At 67.8% G+C, this 21,448-nt stretch carries 18 protein-coding genes; 10 read left to right on the plus strand and 8 right to left on the minus strand.

Annotated elements, in window-relative coordinates:
* Positions 1 to 44 precede the first annotated feature (44 nt).
* Positions 45 to 626, minus strand: a complete 582-nt coding sequence (locus QE397_RS20360) for a GNAT family N-acetyltransferase (protein ID WP_307096972.1) — start codon at positions 624 to 626, stop codon at positions 45 to 47.
* On the minus strand, positions 623 to 2,032 hold the full coding sequence (locus QE397_RS20365; protein WP_373425264.1) for a hypothetical protein: 1,410 nt from the start codon (positions 2,030 to 2,032) through the stop codon (positions 623 to 625). The genes QE397_RS20360 and QE397_RS20365 overlap by 4 nt, the downstream gene beginning before the upstream one ends.
* Before the next feature lie 171 nt (positions 2,033 to 2,203).
* Here QE397_RS20365 and rpsF point away from each other — a divergent pair, with 171 nt between their 5' ends.
* From rpsF to dnaB, 6 genes are all read left to right on the plus strand, one after another.
* Positions 2,204 to 2,491 carry a 30S ribosomal protein S6 gene (rpsF, locus tag QE397_RS20370; protein ID WP_027506019.1) on the plus strand — a complete coding sequence of 96 codons (288 nt, stop codon included), beginning with the start codon at positions 2,204 to 2,206 and terminating at the stop codon, positions 2,489 to 2,491.
* A 79-nt stretch (positions 2,492 to 2,570) separates the two neighbouring features.
* Complete coding sequence (locus tag QE397_RS20375) at positions 2,571 to 3,122, plus strand: single-stranded DNA-binding protein (RefSeq protein ID WP_027506020.1); 552 nt, start codon at positions 2,571 to 2,573, stop codon at positions 3,120 to 3,122.
* 47 nt (positions 3,123 to 3,169) lie between these two features.
* The gene (gene rpsR, locus QE397_RS20380; RefSeq protein ID WP_027506021.1) at positions 3,170 to 3,412 is read left to right on the plus strand and encodes a 30S ribosomal protein S18; all 243 of its coding nucleotides are present in this window, start codon (positions 3,170 to 3,172) and stop codon (positions 3,410 to 3,412) included.
* 14 nt (positions 3,413 to 3,426) lie between these two features.
* Complete coding sequence (gene rplI, locus QE397_RS20385; RefSeq protein WP_027506022.1) at positions 3,427 to 3,879, plus strand: 50S ribosomal protein L9; 453 nt, start codon at positions 3,427 to 3,429, stop codon at positions 3,877 to 3,879.
* 338 nt (positions 3,880 to 4,217) lie between these two features.
* Entirely contained in the window at positions 4,218 to 6,491 is a 2,274-nt protein-coding gene (locus QE397_RS20390; RefSeq protein WP_373425265.1) for a SulP family inorganic anion transporter, read from the plus strand.
* Between the two features lie 571 nt (positions 6,492 to 7,062).
* Positions 7,063 to 9,702, plus strand: a complete 2,640-nt coding sequence (dnaB, locus tag QE397_RS20395) for a replicative DNA helicase (protein ID WP_307096975.1) — start codon at positions 7,063 to 7,065, stop codon at positions 9,700 to 9,702.
* Here dnaB and QE397_RS20400 read toward each other — a convergent pair.
* A complete protein-coding gene (locus QE397_RS20400; RefSeq protein ID WP_307096977.1) occupies positions 9,699 to 10,259 on the minus strand; it encodes a YceI family protein in 561 nt (186 codons plus the stop codon). The two genes, dnaB and QE397_RS20400, sit on opposite strands and share 4 nt — an antisense overlap.
* A 41-nt stretch (positions 10,260 to 10,300) precedes the next feature.
* On the opposite strand from QE397_RS20400, the gene QE397_RS20405 reads away from it, so the two are divergent.
* On the plus strand, positions 10,301 to 11,008 hold the full coding sequence (locus QE397_RS20405; RefSeq protein WP_307096979.1) for a YoaK family protein: 708 nt from the start codon (positions 10,301 to 10,303) through the stop codon (positions 11,006 to 11,008).
* 261 nt (positions 11,009 to 11,269) lie between these two features.
* Positions 11,270 to 12,805: an alpha/beta hydrolase family protein gene (locus tag QE397_RS20410; RefSeq protein ID WP_307096981.1), complete on the plus strand. Its 1,536-nt coding sequence runs from the start codon at positions 11,270 to 11,272 to the stop codon at positions 12,803 to 12,805.
* On the opposite strand, the gene QE397_RS20415 is transcribed toward QE397_RS20410, so the two are convergent.
* A complete protein-coding gene (locus QE397_RS20415; RefSeq protein WP_307096983.1) occupies positions 12,802 to 14,217 on the minus strand; it encodes a diguanylate cyclase in 1,416 nt (471 codons plus the stop codon). The two genes, QE397_RS20410 and QE397_RS20415, sit on opposite strands and share 4 nt — an antisense overlap.
* 242 nt (positions 14,218 to 14,459) lie before the next feature.
* Between QE397_RS20415 and QE397_RS20420 the strand changes: the two genes are divergently transcribed.
* A complete protein-coding gene (locus QE397_RS20420; RefSeq protein WP_307096985.1) occupies positions 14,460 to 15,155 on the plus strand; it encodes a YitT family protein in 696 nt (231 codons plus the stop codon).
* Here QE397_RS20420 and QE397_RS20425 read toward each other — a convergent pair.
* A complete protein-coding gene (locus QE397_RS20425; protein ID WP_307096987.1) occupies positions 15,098 to 15,490 on the minus strand; it encodes a hypothetical protein in 393 nt (130 codons plus the stop codon). The genes QE397_RS20420 and QE397_RS20425 overlap by 58 nt on opposite strands.
* A gap of 135 nt (positions 15,491 to 15,625) precedes the next feature.
* On the opposite strand from QE397_RS20425, the gene QE397_RS20430 reads away from it, so the two are divergent.
* Positions 15,626 to 16,327, plus strand: a complete 702-nt coding sequence (locus tag QE397_RS20430) for a type 1 glutamine amidotransferase domain-containing protein (protein ID WP_204869380.1) — start codon at positions 15,626 to 15,628, stop codon at positions 16,325 to 16,327.
* Positions 16,328 to 16,490: 163 nt separating this feature from the next.
* On the opposite strand, the gene nuoN is transcribed toward QE397_RS20430, so the two are convergent.
* From nuoN to nuoL, 3 genes are read right to left on the minus strand one after another with little or no spacing between them, the layout of a single operon-like run.
* Positions 16,491 to 18,020, minus strand: coding sequence for an NADH-quinone oxidoreductase subunit NuoN (gene nuoN / locus QE397_RS20435; RefSeq protein ID WP_307096989.1), 1,530 nt, complete (start codon positions 18,018 to 18,020; stop codon positions 16,491 to 16,493).
* Entirely contained in the window at positions 18,017 to 19,564 is a 1,548-nt protein-coding gene (locus QE397_RS20440) for an NADH-quinone oxidoreductase subunit M (protein ID WP_307096991.1), read from the minus strand. Before QE397_RS20440 ends, nuoN begins: the two co-directional genes overlap by 4 nt.
* On the minus strand, positions 19,561 to 21,447 hold the full coding sequence (gene nuoL / locus QE397_RS20445; RefSeq protein WP_307096993.1) for an NADH-quinone oxidoreductase subunit L: 1,887 nt from the start codon (positions 21,445 to 21,447) through the stop codon (positions 19,561 to 19,563). Before nuoL ends, QE397_RS20440 begins: the two co-directional genes overlap by 4 nt.
* Position 21,448 lies beyond the last annotated feature (1 nt).

A 21,448-nucleotide genomic window follows, 5' to 3' on the forward strand; every position in this document is an offset into this window, starting at 1 on the left:
GACGAGTGCACACATTCTGTAAAAGGCGCAGGTCGACGGACGGCTCAGCTGTCGATGCGGCTGCGCAGAACGTCCCGGGCCGCCGGCCATTCGTCGTCGGTCATCGAGAACAGCGCCGTGGTGCGCCACGTTCCGTCGACGCGGCGACGATGCTTGCGCAGCAATCCCTCGAAGTGTGCGCCGAGCTTGCCGATCGCCGCGCGGGACTGCTCGTTCAGTGCGTCGGTGTGCCACTCCACGCGCACCACGTCGGCGGAGCCGAAGGCGTGCTCGAGCAGAAGGAACTTCGATTCGGGGTTGATCCTGGTTCCCTGGGCCGAGCGCGAGAGCCAGGTGTATCCGATGGCGACGCTCCGATTCGAGGCGTCGATCTGATAGTAGGACGTCGTGCCGACCGCGACGCCGGTACGCGCGTCCCGCTGCAGGAACGCCCGCCGCGCCGTGTCCGCGAGGGCGGTGTCGATGTACGCGCGGGCGGTCGTGTCGTCGGACACGACGGATCCGGTCCAGCGGAAGATCGCGGGGTCGTCCGCGGCCGCCGCGAGCACGCCCGCGTGATCGGGCGTCAGCGGCTCGAGGTGCACGTGCTCGCCGAGCAGGGGGACGGGATCGAACGGCGTGCTCACACGGGTACCTCCGCTTCGGCGTCGGTCCGGCGGCGCGGGGACCGGGTGGGACGGGCGTCGAGAGTGCGGCGACGGGACCGTGCGAACAGGACGACGAGAACGACCAGCAGCACGGCGCGCACCCACACCCCGAACACCACGACGTTCTCCTCGGTGGTCGCGTCGCTGCCACTCGACAACGCGGCGAAGTACCGGAAGACGCCGACACCGAGTACGACGTCGGTGATCAGGTAGGCCGTCACCACGTGCCAGGGAACGTGCAGCAGGACGAAGAACGGGACGAGCCACAGCGTGTACTGCGGTGAGTGCACCTTGTGGAACAGAAGGAACGCCACGAGCATCACCGCGCTGGTCTGCACCCAGGGGTAGGTGCCCTCCGCGAGACGTCGACGCCAGCCGAACCACAGCGCGGCGGCGAACGACACCAGCACCAGCAACGGCGAGAGCACCGAGACCAGGCTCTGGTACGCCTGGTCGTTGGCGGCGCTCATGTCCGGCGTCGCCGACGGCACGTCGTAGAGGATCCGCAGTCCCCAGTACCAGATCGAGTTGGTCGTGATGTCGGCCTGCCGCATGCCCTGGAAGGCGAACGACGCCCGCCATCCGTCGTAGCCGAGGATCGCGAAGGGCAGGTTGACGGCGGCCACCACAGCAGCGGCGACGGCGATCACTCCGGCTGCCCCGCGCACGTCGAGTCGGCGCGGCGACCGGCGTGCGGACACGGGGGACTCCACCCCGCCCACGCCCCCGGCCAGGACGTACGACGCGAGCGGGAGAACGAAGGCGCCCGGATAGAGCTTGAGGCAGAAGCCCACCGCCAGGAGTGCCGACGCCAGATACGCCCGACGTCGGAGCGGCATGCGGGTGGACATCACGTACACGGCGCCGACGGTTGTCGCCACCACGGGGAGTTCCCAGTTGTGGAACGCGTAGAGAACCAGCGCGGGGCCGGCCGACCAGAGCAGCGCGACGCGGCCGCCGAGGCGTCCGAGCATCCAGGCGGTCACCGCGCCGAACGGTGCGAGCAGGAGCGCCGAGTAGAGGAGGAACTGGGCGTCGGTGTGGCTCGCCAGACCGCCGACCCACATGAGGAGTCCGCTGAGCACCGGGTACTCGACGGTTCCGCCGGTGAGTGTGCCGTCGGCGGAGATTCCCCCGGTCAGGTAGGGGAACAGGTGCTGATCGATGCCGCGGTCGAGCCACAGGAACTGGATGTCGGAGTAGCAGACGGACGAGTCCTTGATGCGGTCGAACGCCAGACTGCGTCCGGTCTCGTCGAAGGGTGCTCCCGCGCACCGCGCCTTGTTGACGTAGCCGAGCACCATCGTGACCACCGAGATCGCCGTGACGGCGGCCGCCGTGGCGACCCCGGCGCGGCCGGAGATCGTCGCGCGGCCGGTGGTCATGAGGACAAGAGTAGGTGCCCCGGACCTCGCGCCGTGCTGTCCGCACCGTCGATCCGCCGATTTCGTGGTGAGCCGCGGTCCAGGTACCCTGGACCGGTTGCTGACGCAACGACCCTCCTGTCACGGATCGTCCGTGACCGTTTCACAGTCCATAGGAGGTGATGAGGTCTTATGCGTCATTACGAACTGATGGTCATCCTCGACCCCAATCTCGACGAGCGCACGGTCGCCCCGTCGCTGGATACGTTCCTGAACGTCATCCGCAAGGACGGCGGCAAGGTCGACAAGGTCGACGTGTGGGGAAAGCGCCGTCTCGCCTACGAGATCGAGAAGCACGCCGAAGGCATCTACGCGGTGATCGACATCAACGCGGAGCCCGCCACGGTGTCGGAGCTCGATCGCCAGCTCGGCCTGAACGAATCGGTGCTGCGCACCAAGGTTCTGCGCCGCGGCAAGTGATCCCTCGTGTCACCGTCTCGCCCTAGGCTGACGGCAACCGAGAAGATCATGCGCTGACAAGGCACGAGAAAGAGGAATCATGGCAGGCGAAACCGTCATCACCGTCGTCGGGAACCTGACGGCCGATCCCGAACTCCGATTCACCCCCGCAGGTGCAGCGGTCGCGAACTTCACCGTCGCGTCCACGCCCCGCACGTTCGATCGTCAGTCCAACGAATGGAAGGACGGCGACGCACTCTTCATGCGCTGCAACATCTGGCGCGAGGCTGCGGAGAACGTCGCGGAGTCGCTCACCCGCGGTGCGCGAGTCGTCGTGACGGGTCGGTTGCGGCAGCGTTCCTACGAGACGCGTGAAGGCGAGAAGCGCACTGTCGTCGAACTCGAGGTCGACGAGGTCGGTCCTTCCCTGCGGTACGCGACGGCCAAGGTCAACAAGGTCAGTCGTGGTAGCGGCGGAGGCGGCGGCAACAGCGGCGGCGGGTTCGGTGGTTCCTCCGGTGGATCGGGTGGCTCGTCGAGCCGTTCGTCCGGTGGCAGCTCGGGCGGTGACGATCCGTGGGGCAGTGCCCCGCAGGCATCGGGATCGTTCGGTGGCTCCCGTGGCGGCGGCGACGACGAACCGCCGTTCTGATCCGGTACGCACCACACATGCAGTGAATCAAGATTCGGAGATTGTCCATGCCTAAACCGCCGTTGCGCGACAAGGTGATCAAGAAGAAGGTCTGTGCCTTCTGCAAGGAAAAGAACACGTCCATCGACTACAAGGACACGACGTTGCTGCGTAAGTACGTCAGCGACCGCGGCAAGATCCGCGCTCGTCGTGTCACCGGCAACTGCGTCCAGCACCAGCGGGACATCGCCATCGCAGTCAAGAACTCGCGTGAGGTAGCACTGCTGCCCTACGCCGCGACTGCGCGATAAGGGGAAAGGTAACCATGAAGCTCATCCTCACCGCTGATGTCGACAACCTCGGCGCACCCGGAGACACCGTCGAGGTCAAGGACGGCTACGGACGTAACTTCCTGCTGCCCCGTGGACTGGCCATTGCGGCCACCCGCGGAGCACAGAAGCAGGTCGAGGGCATCCGTCGTGCCCAGGAAGCTCGCGCCGTGCGCGGGCTGGACCATGCCAACGAGCTCAAGCAGGCCATCGAGGGCCTGACGTCCGTGACGCTGTCGGTGCGAACCGGCGGCTCGGGCAAGCTCTTCGGTGCGGTCACCGCAGCCGACGTCGCCGCTGCCGTCAAGAGCGCCGGTGGCCCGGTGCTCGACAAGCGCAGCATCGAACTGCCGAAGTCGCACGTGAAGTCCACCGGAACGCACCGCATCACCGTGGCGCTGCACCCCGATGTGACGGCGTCGTTCGACCTCGAGGTCACCGCCTCGTAAGCATCACCGACACGCAGTACCGAATGCCCCGGCCGATTCTCGGCCGGGGCATTCTGCGTTTGCGTTCGTTCTTTTCCTGCCTGTCTCGGCCGTCCTCCGGCGTGGGCGAGGTGGTGATTCTGTGCGCGGTGAGTGTTTCCGGGTGGGTCCACTGGCACCGTCCCCAAACCTCGGAGCAGACGCGGCCCGAGCACCGTCCGACGCCGAGGGTGCGTCGAAACCTTTACGTACTCTTCGAGATGTCTTGACCAACGATGCGCCCCGAGGAGAGACCGGGCGTTCTGCACCGACGAAACCGCACAGACCCACACCATCCGTGTCCGCCTGGAGGCTTCACCGTGACTGCACAACTCGATCGCTCGTCCCCCGCCGAACCACCCGTACCCGACCCGAGCCCCACACCGCGCGACCGGCTGGCGAGCATCGCCCGGTACGACGTGCCCGCGTCTCTCGTGGTGTTCCTGGTGGCGGTACCGCTCTCCATCGGAATCGCGGTCGCCTCCGGCGCTCCCGTCATGGCGGGCCTCATCGCGGCCGTCATCGGCGGCATCCTCGCCGGTGCGCTGGGTGGGTCCCCGCTGCAGGTGAGCGGGCCGGCCGCCGGCCTGACCGTGGTGGTGGCGGAGTTGGTGAACCAGTTCGGTTGGCGCATCACGTGTCTCATCACGGTGTTCGCCGGTGTGCTGCAGGTGGTGCTGGGTCTGAGCCGTATCGCCCGCCAGGCGCTCGCCATCTCGCCGGTGGTGGTGCACGCGATGCTGGCCGGTATCGGTATCACCATCGCGCTGCAGCAGATCCACGTGCTGCTCGGTGGGGAGAGCCGGAGTTCCGCCGTCGCCAACATCACGTCTCTGCCTTCGTCGATCCTGAACGCCGAGGCGGCGCCGGTCGCCATCGGCGGCGTGGTCGTTGCGCTGATGCTGCTGTGGCCGCGCATCACCGGCCCACTCGGTAAGGTCCCCGGCCCGCTGGTGGCCGTGGTCGCGGGAACCGGTCTCTCACTGGCCTTCTCGATGAACGTCGAACGAATCGATCTGCCCGGCAACCTGATCGAGGCCGTGGAGTTGCCGGCATTCCCGGACGGGCAGTGGGCAGCGTTCGCGACCGGTGTGCTGACCATCGCGTTGATCGCGAGCGTCGAGAGTCTGCTCTCCGCCGTCGCCATCGACAAGATGCACTCGGGCAGACGCACCAACTTCGATCGCGAACTCATGGGTCAGGGCGCCGCCAACATGGTGTCCGGTGTCGCCGGCGGACTGCCCGTCACCGGCGTCATCGTGCGCAGCGCCACCAACGTCCGATCCGGCGCCCGATCCCCCGCTTCGGCTGTGCTGCACGGTGTCTGGGTTCTCATCTTCTCGGTCCTGTTCATCGGTGTGGTCGAGCTGGTCCCCTACGCCGCACTGGCAGGTCTGCTCGTCATGATCGGTGTGCAGCTGGTCAAGCTCGCGGACATCCGCTCGGCGACGAGGACCGGCGACGTGGTGGTGTACGCGGCGACGGTCGTCGGTGTCGTCACCCTCAATCTGCTCGAGGGTGTGCTGATCGGGCTCGCCATCTCCGTCCTGCTGGTGTTGCGCCGCGTGCTGTGGGCACGGGTGCGTGCCGAGCAGCTCACCGAGGACTCCTGGCGCGTCGTGGTGGAGGGATCGCTCAGCTTCCTGTCGCTTCCTCGCCTCACGCGGGTGCTGCAGTCCGTTCCTGCCGGCCGATCCGTGACGATCGAGCTGACCGTCGACTTCCTCGACCACGCGGTGTACGACGCGCTGCACGAGTGGACGAAGCAGTACGAGGCGACGGGCGGCACCGTCGTCGTCGACGAGGTCGGCGCCGTGGACATGGCGTCGGCCACGGCCGGGCCACCGAGACGCATGCCCCACATGCTGTCCGCGCGCACGTTCATGCCGTGGTCGCAATGGCAGACCGTCGACAGCCACTCCGGGCCGTTCACCGCCGACGCCGTCACCCCGGCGGCGCTCCGGCCGGTCCTGGCCGGTGTCGAGGAATACCACCGTCGCAGCGCGTCGTCCATGCGCCCGCACCTCGAGAAGCTGAGCGAGTTCCAGGACCCGGACACGTTCTTTCTGAGTTGTGTCGACTCGCGCGTGCTGCCGAACACGATCACCAGCGCCGGACCCGGAGACCTCTTCACCGTCCGCAACATGGGCAATCTGATCCCGGTCGGTGATCCGGACACGTCGCTCGAGGCCGCTCTGGAGTACGGCGTGAACACGCTCGCCATCAGTTCCGTCGTGGTCTGCGGCCACTCCGGCTGTGGAGCCATGCGGGGGCTGCTCGCGGACGCCCACGACGCCGACGGGGTGGTGGGTGAGTGGCTCTCGCACGGCCGGGCGAGCCTCAGTGCGTTCCGGAGTGGCCACCCCGTCGCGCGGGATGCCGCGGAGCTGGGGTTCTCGGAGATCGACCAGCTCGCCATGGTGAACGTGGCAGTACAACTGCAGACCCTGTCGCGTCACGCCGTGGTGGGCAAGGCGGTCGCCGAGGGGAGGCTCAAGGTGGTCGGACTCTTCTTCGACATTCCCACGGCGCGGGTCGTGCTCGTCGACGCGGCCTCGGTCACCGAGCTCGATCAGGAGCAAGCGCAGAACTGACCAGGGTCTCCACGGGGCGCCGCGATGCACTGCATCGCGGCGCCCCGTCGCGCGTCCGGCGGCCGTTATCCGGACCGGATCAGAATCACTCGGCGGTTTCACCGGCGGATACCGACATGTGACCCAGGTCATGTTGATAACTCCAGCCATGGAGACCTGACACGCCCGACATGTCAAGTCGGCAGGACACGCCGAGTGCGGATTCATCCACAGAGAGAAAAATTGCGAAATCGGCCTGACGTGCACTGATGGGCTGTGTGATCTTGTTGCTGCACAGGTTCTGCACAGGTGGTCAACACGACTCGCCTGCGTTGTCCACACCCCGTCCACAGATTGCTCAACAGGCCCGTTTGGTGCTGGCGGACCGAGCACCTAACGTCCCTCCGGCACACCATCGACGGGCCTCGTCGACCGCCGGACAGCCGCTCGCGCACGCGCGTGCAGTCACCTGTTCGGACCGTGTCGGAGGCCGGGGGTACAACGTGGTGAGCACGGACTCGGCCGACACGGCCGAGGACGGACGAGATCTCCGGGGGCGAGCTTCGGTCGAGCGAGAGGGCGGCGAACTTCTGTGGCAGTCGTGGACGATCGGGGAACGAACGATTACCAGGGGCCGTCCGAGGCGCCCGGTGAGGACTTCGGTCGTCAGCCCCCTCAGGACATGGCTGCCGAGCAGTCGGTACTGGGCGGCATGCTGCTCAGCAAGGACGCCATCGCGGACGTCCTGGAGGTTCTGCGTCCCGGCGACTTCTACCGCCCGGCTCATCAGATGGTCTACGACGCCATCCTCGATCTGTACGGCCGCGGCGACCCCGCCGACCCGGTCACCGTCTCCGCGGAGCTCGAACGGCGCGGTGAGCTCAAGCGCATCGGCGGCCCGCCCTACCTCGTCACGCTGACGCAGACGGTCCCCACGGCGGCCAACGCGTCGTTCTACGCCGAGATCGTCGTCGAGAAGGCGATCCTGCGTCGCCTCGTCGAGGCCGGTACGCGCATCGTCCAGTTCGGCTACGCGGGCGCGGACGGTCAGGACGTGTCCGAAGTCGTCGACCGGGCTCAGGCCGAGGTGTACGAGGTCACCGAGCGTCGTACCGCGGAGGACTTCGTCCAGCTCGAGGAACTGCTGCAGCCCACGATGGACGAGATCGACTCCATCGCCAGCCGCGGCGGCATGTCGAACGGTGTCCCCACCGGCTTCACCGAGCTCGACGAGGTGACCAACGGTCTGCATCCGGGCCAGATGATCATCGTCGCGGCGAGGCCTGGTGTGGGCAAGGCGCTCGCCCTCGACACGCCGTTGGCGACGCCCACTGGGTGGACGACGATGGGTGAAGTCGAGGTCGGGGACCATCTCATCGATGCGTCCGGATCTGCGACTCGGGTCGTCGCTGCGACCGACGTGATGGTCGGTAGGCCGTGTTACGAGGTCGAGTTCTCCGACGGCACGGTCATCGTGGCCGACGCGGAGCATCAGTGGCTCACGGATACCCGCGCATCGCGAAAGTCGGCGCAGGCTGCGGCTGCTCGATACAACAGGACCAAGAACCAAGGAACGTTCGCCGAGGTGCGAACCACCGAGCAGATCGCCGGTTCGATCAGGTGCGCGACCAAGGACGCTCGACTGAATCACTCGGTGACCAACGCGAAGCCGATCCAGCGTCCGGACGCGGTCCTTTCCGTCCCTCCCTACACGCTGGGCGCGTGGTTGGGGGACGGCACCAGCGCTTGCGCGCAGATCACCTCCGACGATCCCGAGATCATTGCTCGGATCGAAGGTGAGGGGTTGGTGGCCGTTCGATCCGCAGCAGCTGAGTTGCGATACTCGATTCAGCTTCCCGCACCCGAACCTGTACCGGCCAAGTTCTGTACGGTGTGCGGAAAACGCTTCGTGCCGTTCTCTTCTCAGGTGCGTACCTGCGGCCGTTCATGCGGTGGCCGGGCTCGTTTCCAGGATGACGTGGTGGATCAGCCGCTGTGCCCGCTCTGCGGTGAGCTGTGCACCGGACTTCGGATGTGCCAGAAGTGCCGAAACGCCACGGGGACGGTGCAAGCTCGCCTCCGAACACTCGGTGTGTTGAACAACAAGCACATTCCCATGGAGTACCTCAGGTCGTCGGAGTCGCAGCGGCGAGCTGTACTCGCCGGCCTGCTGGACACCGACGGGACCGTCACGGCAGGCGGATCCGCGCAGTTCAGTGTCACCGATGAGCGACTGGCACTCGACGTCGAGGAACTCATCGTCAGTCTGGGGTACCGAGTACATCGATCGACGAAGAGGGTGGCAGGACGCACCGAGGCGTCGTCGACGGCGTTCACACTCACCTTCTCGACCGATGATGTGGTCTTCGGTCTGCATCGAAAGCAGTTGCTGCACAAAGAGCGTCGTGCCTCGTCGAATGTGTCCAGGTCTTCGAGTCGCTTCATCGTCGACGTTCGTCGCGTCGACTCGGTGCCGGTCAGATGTGTCGAGGTCGATAACACGGACCACCTCTATCTCGCCGGTCGTTCGATGGTGCCGACACACAACTCCACTCTCGGAATGGATTTCATGCGCTCGTGCTCCATCAAGCACGGCATGGCCAGCGTCATGTTCTCGCTCGAGATGAGCCGCACCGAGATCGTCATGCGTCTCCTCTCCGCCGAGGCCAAGATCAAGCTCGGCGACATGCGCTCGGGAAAGATGACGGACGACGACTGGACCCGCCTCGCCCGCAGGATGAGCGAGATCAGCGAGGCACCACTCTTCGTCGACGACTCCCCCAACCTCACCATGATGGAGATCCGCGCCAAGGCGCGGCGACTCAAGCAGCGACACGATCTCAAGCTCATCGTCATCGACTACCTGCAGCTGATGTCGTCCGGCAAGAAGGTGGAGTCGCGTCAGCAGGAGGTCTCGGACTTCTCGCGATCGCTGAAGCTGTTGGCCAAGGAGCTCATGGTTCCGGTTGTCGCCATCTGTCAGCTCAACCGTGGTCCCGAGCAGCGCACGGACAAGAAGCCGATGGTCTCGGACCTTCGTGAGTCCGGCTCGCTCGAGCAGGACGCCGACATGGTCATCCTGCTCTACCGTCCGGATGCGACCGAGCGCGACGATCCCCGCGGCGGCGAGGCCGACCTGATCCTCGGCAAGCACCGCAACGGACCCACGGCCACCATCACGGTGGCGCACCAGTTGCACCTGTCGCGTTTCGTCGACATGGCGCGCGGCTAGTCCGCCGAGGCCGGCTGGGAGATCGAGGCGGAGAAGGACACGTCGACGTCGTCGACGACCTTCATCGATCCGAGCAGCTGGGAGTAGGGCTTCACGCCGAAGTCTGTCTGCGTCACCACCGCGTCGAAGGCGACGTGCGTCGTCCCGTCGGAGGTGGAGACCGAAAGGTCGACGGTGTGCTCGCGTGTCACGCCGTGGATCGTCAGCGTGCCGTCGAGACGGTAGCCGTCCTTCGTCGACTCGACGGTGGTCGCGTCGTAGCGGATCTCGGGATGGTCCGACGCGTCCAGCGTGCCGAGGGCGTTGGACCGCGCGAGCATCTTCTCGGGGCCGAACATCGGTGTGACGCCGCCCTCGCCACTGACGACCTCCATGGAGTCGACGCGGACCCGAACCGTGACGGCCGTCGGAGCGCCGTCCGACTCGTCGACGGTGACGCTCCAGTCGCGGAACGCGATGGTCAGCCGGTGCCCCATCTTCGACGCTCGACCGGTCACCCCGGTGTGGACGTTCAGCGTGCCGTCCGCCGCGGTCAGGGTCCTGCTCGAGGTGGTCATCACCCGACTGTATCCGCGCTGCTGGGGCAGAATGCGTGGCCGTGACCGCACATGGCTTCTCGGACTACGTCGCGCATCCCCGCCACGGGCCGCTACCGATGATCCTGCTGGCCGTCACGGTCGTCACCGGTGCGATCGACGCGCTCAGCCTGCTGGCTCTCGGTCGAGTGTTCGTGGCCAACATGACGGGCAACGTCGTGTTCATCGGTTTCGCACTGGGCGGGGCGCCCGGTTTCTCGTTGTGGGGCTCGGTGCTCGCCCTGGTCGGATTCCTGGTGGGCGCGATGGTCGGTGGGACACTGATCACGCGGGCCGGTGGTCGACGAGATCATCTGCTGCGCAACGCACTCGGGGTCGAGCTCGTCCTCGCGCTCGCGTCGCTGATCGCCGCGATCCTCATGGTGGACGGTCCCGGCCGCGGATACGTCATCGTCGTGCTGCTCGCGCTGGGCCTGGGGCTGCAGAATGCGGCGGTGCGGCATCTCGCCGTCCCGGACATGACCACCACCGTGCTGACGATGGCCCTCACCGGCATCGGGTCCGATCTCCGGAAACGGGACGGTGCGGCTGTACTGCGTCGGCTCTCCTCCGTCGTCGCCATGTTCCTCGGTGCGATCCTGGGCACCGTGGTGGTGTTGCATTCGGGTGTGGTGGCGACGCTGGTGCTCGTGGCCGCGCTGTTCGCGGCGATCCTCGTGGTCGTGTGGGCGGTGGGGCGCCGCGAGCGACCATGGCAGGTCGTGGCCTGAGCCCGACCTTGCCTCAGGTCGCGGACCGGCCCATCTCAGGGGTCGGTCGAGCGGATGAATTTCCGGACAGAACAGGCTTGTCCCCCGAATTCTGTGTGCATACTGTGTCGCACAGTCTGCTTCCGGAGGTTTGTCGTGATTGCCCCTTTCCCTGCTGCGGTTTCCACGTCGACGACGGGCCGATGGTTCGGACCGACGGGCGACACATCCTTCGGATGGCTGACCCGCTCCTCGTCGCCCAGCCGCTGTGGCGTCGTCATCGTGCCGCCCTTCGGTTACGAGTACTGGACCTCGCATCGGGCACTCCGCGTACTCGCCGAATCATTGGCCGCGCAGGGTTTTCTGGTGCTTCGGCTGGATCTCCGCGGGACCGGTGACGCCCGCGGTGATCTGTGGAGTGGCGCCGTCACGATGTCGACGTGGCACGACGACATCGCCGAGGCGGTGGCCGAGGTCCGTCGGGCCGGCGCCGATTCGGTGTCGCTCGTCGGGCTACGACTCGGCGGACTGCTGGCGTTGTCCTCCGCGTCCGCGCTCTCCGTGGACCGCGTGATCGCGTGGGCCGCGGTCACGGACGGGAAGCGGTACGCGAGGGAGCTGTCGATGTTGTCGACGCAGGTGCCCGACGACGAGAACGTCTACGGACACGCTTCGGCGCGGACGCTCGCGGGAACGGTTCTCACAGACACCTTTCTCGCAGACGTGGCATCCGCGTCGTCGAGGACTCTGGGGAAGCCGGCGCGCGAGGTGCTCGTGTTGGACCGAGACGACCGTCCTGCCTCGTCGGCATTGGTGCAGCGTCTCCGCGACAACGCGGTGGAGGTCGAGCACCAAGTGTGCGGCGGGGCCGGATCGATGCTCGACGTGCCCACGGAGGAGGCCACGGTGCCCGGTGGGCACGTCGCTCGGATCGTCGAGTATCTGGCCCCGATCGCTGCCACCGCTGACGAGGTCGAGACCGACGACTCTCACCGCAGTGGTGTGGTTCTCGGCGAGCACGGAATCAGCGAGGCGGTGACGACACTCGGCCCTCATCGACTCGCCGCGGTGATCTCCTCCCCTGTCCCCTCCCGGTCGACAGGAGTGACCGTGGTGTTCCTCAACACCGGCTCAGAATCCCATGTCGGGTCCGGCCGGGTGTGGGTCGAATTCTCACGTGCCCTGGCGGCCGAGGGTACGACAGCCGTACGGCTGGATTTCCTCGGCTGGGGCGAGAGTCCGGACGAGGGCCATGCACCCGGTCGGCCGTACGACGGTCACACGGTGCACGACGTGGTGGACGCGGTGACGGCACTGCGCCAGTCAGGCCACGAGCGCATCGTGCTCGCGGGAATCTGTGCAGGTGCCTGGATCGGTCTGCGTGCCGCCCGATCGTCGGCAGTGGACGGGGTCGTCGCATTCAACCCCCAGTTGTACTGGCAGGAGGGCGATCCGGTGGAAGCCCTGATGTCGGACACTCGCAAGCGCCGAGCCGACGAGATCGCCGCGATCGCTGCGGGAGCAGTCTCCGGAGAGTGGGATCGTCTCGAGGCGGGAGCGCCGCTGTGCGCCCCCGGTCGGTGGCTCGAGGAGCTCGCGACGTCGGCGTTCCCGGTCGTGCTCGCGTTCTCTCCGAACGACGACGGGCTCGAGTATCTCGAGAACCGCTTCGGTGCCAGGCTGCATCGAGCGCAGTCGAGATCGGGCTCGCCGCTGTCCGTCGTGAGGATGGCATCGCTCGATCACCCGATGCATGCGCACCATCGGCGACACGAGGGACTGAACATCATTCGGTCCCTGGTGCAGGATCTGGCCTAGTCGAGGCTGACCGCGACCACCGTGTTCCGGCCGCGTCGCTTCGCGTCGTACAGCGCATGATCCGCGGACACGAGCAGCGGCGAGACGGACTGCGGGGCGTAGCTCGTCCAGGCCAACCCTATGCTCACCGTCGCCGTGCGCGACGAGAGGACGTGCAGCCGTTCGTGATCGCGGCGGATCGAGTCGGCGATGGAGGCGGCGTCCTCCTGATCCGCGTGCGGGAGGAGGATCGCGAACTCCTCACCGCCCATGCGCCCGGCGATCGCGTCGTCCGGTAGGGCACCGAGGATGCAGGCGGCGCTGCGGACCAACGCGATGTCGCCCACGGCGTGGCCGAGCGTGTCGTTGATGGACTTGAAGTGGTCGAGGTCGAGCATGAGCAGCGCGACCGGCCGCGAGTCGGTGATGAGGGTGTCGAGGCGCTGCTGGCTCCGTCGCAGGAAGGCGGCGCGGGAGAGGACGCCGGTGAGACTGTCGTACTCGAGGGCCTCGCGGAGCTTGTTCTGCACGGCCATCCGGTCCAGCGACACGGCGGCGACCAGCAGCGGTCCGAGTGCGACCAACGCGACGGACAGCACCGCGGAGGCGCCGTCCTGGCCGTCCGCGCCCAGCAGCCCACCGGTCTGGAGTTCCCCGCGTCCGAGGAAGAGCAGCGTCCACGCGGACCACAGTGCGGTGAGCAGCGCGGTGCCGAAGATGGGGATGCGGGTGGCGCACCAGAGCAGCGCGGGCAGCGGCAGCGCGAGCAGCAACGGGCCCTGGACGATGAGACCGGCCAGCATCAGCAGGACGGTCAGCGCGATCGGTGCAGTCTCACCCGTGATCAGGCGCCGGAGCGAGGCGGGGCCGGTGCGGCGGCGCGGCGTCGACGCGCGGAAGGACAGTAGGACGGGGACGATCAGCAGGTAGCTCGTGAGCTCGGATCCGAACCAGCTCAGAGCCTCGACGGCGGGTGCGTGCGGTCCCAGCCGGCTGCTCGAGAGGGTGGCGACGGTCGTCGACAGGAGGGCGGCGACGACGATGCCGAGGCACATTCTGGCGAAGTCCGCGGATCCCGCGAGGGTCATCGGCTCGGGGTGCCGCCGCCGGATCACCAGCGTGCCTCCGAGGACCCCGACGATGTTCGCGACATTGAACGCGACCGCAGCGTAGACGTCGGTACCCGAGACGAGGTCCGCGGTGACGAGGGCGAGCAGCGCTGCGACGGCCGCCGGCGCGGTGAAGGTGCGGGGCCAGCGTACGAAGACGCTCAGCGCCACCGCGTTGGCCACCCACACCGAGGCGAGAAGTCCCGGTGGCCGCGAATGGATTCCGACGATCGCCGCGATGAAGACGGCGGCGGTCAGGAGGGCGACGTCGGTCGCGGCGCGCGCGGCCGGACTGCGCATGTCCGGCTCGGCTGTCGCAGGCAAGGTCGTCCTTCGCATGGACGGGAACCCCCTGTGACATCTCAGTCGTCCCCAACGGCTTCGTTGTTATCGAGTGCATTATCTACTACCGCAACCGCACGTGGCGACCGATGCGACAGACTGCTCACTCGCGCTGAGGCGCCGCGCTCGCCCACGTCTCCGGTTCCGGTACGGGGACCGATATTCAGTCCACTGCCGGTCGGTGGACTGGACTCGAGCAGCGGACGGGCGGACAGACTCGAGACATGAACGCCCGCGACCTCGCACTCCGGACCACCCTGCTCGTGGGTGGCCTCACGCTCTACGGCACGTCGATGGCCATGATGATCACCGGTGGTCTCGGGCTCAACCCGTGGGACGTGTTCCACCAGGGGCTGACCGCACGGCTCCCGATCAGTTTCGGGGCGATCACGGCGGTGACCGGCGTGATGGTGCTGCTGCTGTGGATCCCGCTGCGTCAGCGGCCGGGCATCGGAACCGTCGCGAACATCGTCATCATCGCGGTGAGCGTCGACCTCGCGCTTGACTGGCTGCCCGATGTCACCTCGATCCCGTCACGCGCAGCGCTGCTCACCGGAGGGATCGTCCTCAACGGTCTCGCCACGGCGGCCTACATCTCGGCCGGCCTGGGCGCGGGTCCGCGCGACGGCCTGATGACAGGACTCGTCGCGCGGACCGGACTGTCCGTGCGCCTGGTGCGCACGGCCATCGAACTCGCGGTGCTGGGAACCGGATGGCTCCTCGGCGGCACGGCCGGTGTGGGGACGGTGCTGTACGCGCTTTCGATCGGGCCGCTGGTGCACTTCTTCCTCGGCGTGATGCCCCAGAAGTTCACGGCCCACAAGTTCACGGCCCGGAAGTGCGCGGTGCGAGCAGGAGGAGATCACTCCTCGGTGGAGAGCTCCGAACCGGCCGACAGGATCCCGACCGAGACACCGTAGGGAAGGAAGCGGACCTTGCGATTCGGATCCACGTTGTCCCGGTGGGCACGCAGAGCATCGAGTTCGGTCGCGAAGACCTGATCGACGCTCGCCGACCCGTCGGAGTCGACGGAGTAGACGGCCCACACCCCGTCGCCCTTCTGACCCGTGGTCTCCGGCTCCGGGGCGGACTTGGTCGCGGCGGGCGTGAACATGCCGACCCACGGAGCGCCTCCGCCCGACTGATCGGCCATCTTCATGGCCTGGCCCAGCATGTCCCGCAGGCCCTCGCCCGCTTCGCGAGCGACGCGCTCGAAGTCCTCGGGATCGAAACCGAACTGTCCTTTACCGCTCATGGTGTACCTCGCAGAGTGTGGTGTGACGGGCTTTACTCCCCCAACGACCGATGAGCTTCATCCGTTCCCGTGTCAGTACGGCGCGGACGGGTACACCATGACGGCAAGTACCCCTCAACGAACGGACATCACCGCATGACGAAGCTTCTGTACGTGGTCACCGGATCGGATCACTGGACGCTGAAGGACGGAACCGCGCACCCCACCGGGTACTGGGCGGAGGAGCTGGTCGAGTCGCACCGGACCTTCACCGAGGCCGGCTGGGACATCGTCGTCGCGACGCCCGGTGGTGTGACCCCGACCGTCGACGAGGGATCGCTGGCCGTCGAGGCGAACGGCGGCGACGAGGCGAAGGTCGCCGATCTGAAGTCGTACCTGGAGTCGGTGAAGGACGTGCTCGCGTCACCCGCGCGCCTCGAGGACCAGACAGCGTCGTCCTTCGACGCGGTCTTCGTCCCCGGTGGCCACGGTCCGATGGAGGACCTCGCGGTGTCGGACGACTTCGGCGCCCTGGTCACCGAGTTCCTCGACTCGGGCAAGATCGTGTCGGCCGTGTGCCACGCACCCGCCGCGCTGCTGTCGGCGAAGCGCGACGACGGCAGCTGGCCCTTCTCCGGCTACCAGCTCACGGGCTTCACCAACCAGGAGGAGGAGCAGGCCGGACTGGCCGACAAGGCGCCCTGGCTGCTCGAGACCCGTCTGCGCGACGGTGGAGCGAGCTTCTCGGCGGCGGATGCCTGGTCGCCCCACGTCATCGTCGACCGCACCGTCTACACCGGCCAGAATCCGGCATCGACCAAGGCATTGGCGGATCGGCTCGTCGCTGCTCTGAGCTGACGGCACCCCGGCTGACTCCCGGCGCCCGCTGACCCCCCTGGTCCCCCGCTGACCCTCACTGATCCCCGCTGACCCCCCCGCGAGTACGTCCACACTGTCGCGATTCCCCGCCGATTCACGACGCTTCGGACGTACTCGCCGGGAGCGGGCGGGGGGAAGGGGGTCAGACCATCGCGGCTGCAGCCCGCTCGGCCAGGTCGAGCAGCGGTTGCGGGAAGACCCCGAGCACCACGGTGGCGACGGCCGAGACGGCGACGGCCACGGTCGCGCCCGTTCCGTGGGTGATCGTCGCCGAGGGTCCCTCCGGTTCGGTGAAGAACAGCACCACGATGACGTGGATGTAGAACGACGCGGCGATGGCACTGCTGACGACGCCGACGATCACCAGCACGGCACCGCCGTCCTCGAGTGCGGCCTGGAAGACGGCGAACTTGCTCGTGAAGCCGCTCGTCAGCGGGATGCCGGCGAAGGCGAGCAGGAACAGCGCGAAGCCCGCCGCGGTCAGGGGCGACGATCGTCCGAGGCCCGCCCACCGGGACAGTTCGGTGACCTCGCCGCCCTGATCCCGCACGAGGGACACCACGGCGAAGGCGCCGAGTGTGCTGAAGGCGTAGGCCGCGAGATAGAACAGCGTGGCGGACACGCCCGCCGCTCCCGCGGAGACACCCGTGAGGATGAAGCCCGCGTGGGCGATCGACGAGTACGCCAGCATCCGCGTGACGTCGGTCTGCGTCACCGCGATCACGGCTCCCACGAGCATGGTGACGACGGCGACGGCCCACAGCATCGGCCGCCACGCGTCCTGGAGATCGGGCACGCCCACGACGAGAATGCGCAGCAGCGCGCCGAAGGCCGCCACCTTCGTGGCCGAGGCCATGAACGCGGTCACGGGCGTGGGTGCGCCCTGGTACACGTCGGGGATCCACGAATGAAACGGCACCGCACCGACTTTGAACAGCAGGCCGACGGCCACGAGACCGACCCCCAGCACGCCGAGAACCTGGTCCCCGTCGGCCACATCGGCGATGTCGTCGAGTCGGACGCTGCCCGCGTAGCCGTAGAGCAGCGCCGTGCCGAACAGGAAGAAGGCCGACGAGAACGCTCCGAGGAGGAAGTACTTGAGCGACGCCTCCTGGGACAGCAGACGCCGACGACGCGCGAGCCCGCACAGCAGGTACAGCGGGAGCGAGAGCACCTCCAGCGCGACGAACATGCTCAGCAGATCGTTCGAGGCCGGCAACACCATCATGCCGCCGACGGCGAACAGGGTGAGCGGGTAGATCTCGGTACGGGTGACCCGGGCGGTGACGGCACGGGCCTCGGCGACGGTGCCCGGCACCGTGGACGCCGCGGGCGTGAAGGCATCGACCGCAGCCACTTCGGGATGGTCGGACGAGCGATGCGCCATCAGTACGACCGACGCCGCGGACACCGCGACGACGACCCCCTGCAGGAACAGTGTGGGCCCGTCCACGGCCACCGACCCCGCCGCGGCGACGGTGCTGGTTCCGGCCAGCGCGACGACGGCGGCGAACGCTGCCGCGAGTGCGCCGAGGGCGAGCACGAGATGGGTGACGCGGCGCCGATCGGCGGGAACGAACGCCTCGACCAGGACGCCGATCACCGCGGCCGCCAGCACGATGATCATGGGCGACAGCAGGCTGTACTCGAGGGACGGGGTGTCGATGGTCATGGCGCGGCCACTCCTGTCTCGAGTTGCTCGACCGATGTGCGTTCGACGGCCGGCGTGAGGATGTCCAGCGCGGGTCTCGGGTACACGCCCAGCGCGATGACGAGCACGAGAAGTGGAGCGACGACCGCGATCTCGCGCGGCACGAGATCGCGGATCCGTTCCGAGCCGGCGGCGACGGGCCCGGTCATCACCCGTTGATACAGCCACAGCACGTAGATCGCCGAGAGCACCAGCGCCGACGCCGCGATCACCGCCGCGACGCCGTAGCGCGGGAACGTTCCCACGAGGACCAGAAATTCGCTGACGAACGGGGCGAGTCCGGGAAGCGACAGAGTGGCCAGTCCGGCGACGAGGAACGTGCCGGCGAGCACGGGCGCCACCTTCTGCACACCCCCGTGGTCGGCGATGACCGCGCTCCCGCGCCGGGTGACGAGGAACCCTGCGACGAGGAACAGTGCGGCCGTGGCGATCCCGTGGTTCACCATGTACAGCGCGGACCCCGCCTGCGACTGGCTCGTCATGGCGAAGATGCCGAGGATGATGAACCCGAAGTGCGAGATGGAGGTGTACGCGATGAGGCGCATGATGTCGGTCGCGCCGATCGCCAGCACCGCGCCGTAGACGATCCCGACGACGGCGAGCGTGATCACCGCCGGCGCGAAGGTCGCCGACGACTCCGGGAACAGCTGCAGGCAGTACCGCAGCATCCCGAAGGTGCCCACCTTGTCGACGACGGCCATCATCAGCACCGCGGTCGCCGGGGTGCTCTCGGTCGCCGCGCCGGGCAACCAGGTGTGCAGCGGCCACAGCGGCGCCTTCACGGCGAAGGCCACGAGGAATCCCAGGAACAGCGCGTTCAGCACGCCGGGCGAGGCGCCGAGTTCGCCGGCCGCCGCGGCGTCCGCGATGGCGCGCAGGTCGAACGTGCCCGCCGAGAAGGGACTCGCATCCGAGGCGGTGACGACGTACAGGCCGATGACGGCCGCCAGCATGACGAGCCCGCCCGCGAGGTTGTAGAGCAGGAAGGTCACCGCGGCGGAACGCGCTCGTCCGGCATCACGGCCGAAGCCGCCGATGAGGAAGTACATCGGCACGAGCATGGCCTCGAAGAAGAGGTAGAAGAGCAGGATGTCGAGGGAGACGAACGAGACCATGACCATCGACTCGACGACGAGGATCAACGCGACGTAGGTGTGGGTGCGGCGTGAGCGCGACGCGGGCGGGGTGTCGTTCCACCCGGCCAGCAGGAGGATCGGGACCAGGACCGCGGTCAGCAGTACGAGAGTCAGTGCGATGCCGTCGATCCCGAGTGTGTAGCCCGCACCGAAGCTCGGGATCCACTCGCGCTCCTCCACGAACTGGTATCCCGGCGCGCCCGCCTCGAACCCGATCGCACACAGCACGGCGAGGATCAGCACGACGCACGATGTCGTGAGTCCCACCGCGCGGGCGGCCGGAGACCGGGTGGGCGGCACGGCGATCACTGCCAGCGCTCCGATCAGCGGGAGGAGCCAGAGCGCGCTCAGCACGGGAAGGTCGGTCATCGCGTCACTCCCAGTGCCACGGTCAGGGCGACGACCACCAGGACGGCCCCGGCGAACATCGAGAGGGCGTACGACCGGACGAACCCGTTCTGCCACCGGCGCAGTCGTGTGGAGGACTCCCGGACCGCGGTGGCAACGGCACTCACCACTCCCTCGACGCCGACGCGGTCGGCGGTGACCACCGCGGCGGTCGCCCGCTGACCCGGCCGCATGAAGACGGCCTCGTTCACCGCGTCCCCGTACAGATCTCGGCGGGCGGCCGCTGTGAGGACCGACCCCGTGGGTGCGGTCACCGGGATCGCCGATCGGCCGTACATGCGCACGGCCACGCCCACCCCCGAGGCGACGGTCACCAGCACCGCGAGGGTGACGGCCCACGCGGGTACGAGGTGTGCGGGGTCGTGTTCACCGACGACCGGGGCGAGCCATCCCTCCAATCGGGCGCCGATCGCGAGAAGCGCACCGGCACCGACGGATCCGACGGCCAGCACGATCATCGGGCCGGTCATGCTCGCGGGTGCCTCGTGCGGGTGGACTCCGCTCCGCCACCGCCGCTCGCCGAAGAACGTGAGGATCATGACCCGCGTCATGTAGAAGGCGGTGAGTCCCGCGCCGACCAGGGTGGCCGCGCCGAGTGCCGCACCCTTCGCACCGCCGGCGTCGATCGCGGCCTCGATGATGCCGTCCTTCGAGAAGAACCCCGAGAACGGTGGGACACCGATGATCGCGAGATAGGCCAGCCCGAACGTCACGTAGGTGATCGGCAGGACGGTGCGCAGTCCGCCGTACCGCCGCATGTCCGTCTCGTCGTTCGTCGCGTGCATCACGGACCCGGCGCCGAGGAACAGGCCGGCCTTGAAGAATCCGTGCGTGAGCAGGTGCAGGATCGCGACCGCGTACCCGGCGGGGCCGAGACCGGCCGCGAGCACCATGTACCCGATCTGGCTCATCGTCGACGCGGCCAGAGCCTTCTTGATGTCGTCCTTCGCGCAGCCGATGACGGCCCCGAAGAGCAGCGTCACGGCGCCGACCAGCACGACGACGTTCTGGGCGGCCGGGGACGCCTCGAAGACGGGCCCGGACCGGACGATGAGGTACACACCGGCGGTGACCATCGTCGCGGCGTGGATGAGCGCCGAGACGGGCGTCGGGCCCTCCATCGCGTCGCCCAGCCACGATTGCAGCGGCACCTGCGCCGACTTGCCGCACGCGGCGAGCAGGAGGACGAGGCCGAGTGCGGTCGCGGTGCCATCGCCCATGCCGTCGACCCCGGCGAACACGTCGTCGTACGAGACGGATCCGACGGACGAGATCATGATCATCAGCGCGACGGCCAGTCCGATGTCGCCGACACGATTGACGACGAACGCCTTGCGTGCGGCCGAGGCCGCCGACGGCCGGGTGGACCAGAACCCGATCAACAGGTACGACGCGAGGCCCACGCCCTCCCATCCGACGTACAGGCCGAGGAAGTTGTCCGCCATGACCAGCAGCAGCATCGCGGCCACGAACAGATTGAGGTACGCGAAGAATCGGCGGCGCGCGGGATCGTCCCGCATGTACCCGATCGAGTACACGTGGATGAGGGTTCCGACGCCGGTGATGAGCAGGACGAAGCACACCGACAGCTGGTCGAGGCGGAGACCGAACTCGATCTGCAGCGACTCGACCGGAACGTAGGTGAAGACCGTCTGCGAGAGCGCGCGGTCCTCCGCTGCCCGCCCGGCCATGTCGACGAAGGCGACGACGGCCAGCGCGAACGACGCGAGCATCGCCGCGCACGCGAGGAGGTGGCCCCACGCATCGCTCCGGCGTCCACCCAGCAGCAGCACGACGGCTCCGGCGAGGGGAATGAGCGGCAGCAGAACCAGAGTCGTCGCCATG

It is taken from the genome of Rhodococcus sp. SORGH_AS_0301, assembly GCF_030818285.1.
Classification (GTDB): domain Bacteria; phylum Actinomycetota; class Actinomycetes; order Mycobacteriales; family Mycobacteriaceae; genus Rhodococcoides.

Coding starts and splice junctions, on each gene's coding strand:
- nuoL (WP_307096993.1), bottom strand. CDS start 21,447: ATGGCGACGACTCTGGTTCTGCTGCCGCTCATTCCCCTCGCCGGAGCC.
- nuoN (WP_307096989.1), bottom strand. CDS start 18,020: ATGACCATCGACACCCCGTCCCTCGAGTACAGCCTGCTGTCGCCCATG.
- QE397_RS20375 (WP_027506020.1), top strand. CDS start 2,571: ATGGCAGGCGAAACCGTCATCACCGTCGTCGGGAACCTGACGGCCGAT.
- rpsF (WP_027506019.1), top strand. CDS start 2,204: ATGCGTCATTACGAACTGATGGTCATCCTCGACCCCAATCTCGACGAG.
- rpsR (WP_027506021.1), top strand. CDS start 3,170: ATGCCTAAACCGCCGTTGCGCGACAAGGTGATCAAGAAGAAGGTCTGT.
- QE397_RS20425 (WP_307096987.1), bottom strand. CDS start 15,490: ATGAGCGGTAAAGGACAGTTCGGTTTCGATCCCGAGGACTTCGAGCGC.
- QE397_RS20440 (WP_307096991.1), bottom strand. CDS start 19,564: ATGACCGACCTTCCCGTGCTGAGCGCGCTCTGGCTCCTCCCGCTGATC.
- QE397_RS20400 (WP_307096977.1), bottom strand. CDS start 10,259: ATGACCACCTCGAGCAGGACCCTGACCGCGGCGGACGGCACGCTGAAC.
- QE397_RS20430 (WP_204869380.1), top strand. CDS start 15,626: ATGACGAAGCTTCTGTACGTGGTCACCGGATCGGATCACTGGACGCTG.
- QE397_RS20365 (WP_373425264.1), bottom strand. CDS start 2,032: ATGACCACCGGCCGCGCGACGATCTCCGGCCGCGCCGGGGTCGCCACG.
- rplI (WP_027506022.1), top strand. CDS start 3,427: ATGAAGCTCATCCTCACCGCTGATGTCGACAACCTCGGCGCACCCGGA.
- QE397_RS20420 (WP_307096985.1), top strand. CDS start 14,460: ATGAACGCCCGCGACCTCGCACTCCGGACCACCCTGCTCGTGGGTGGC.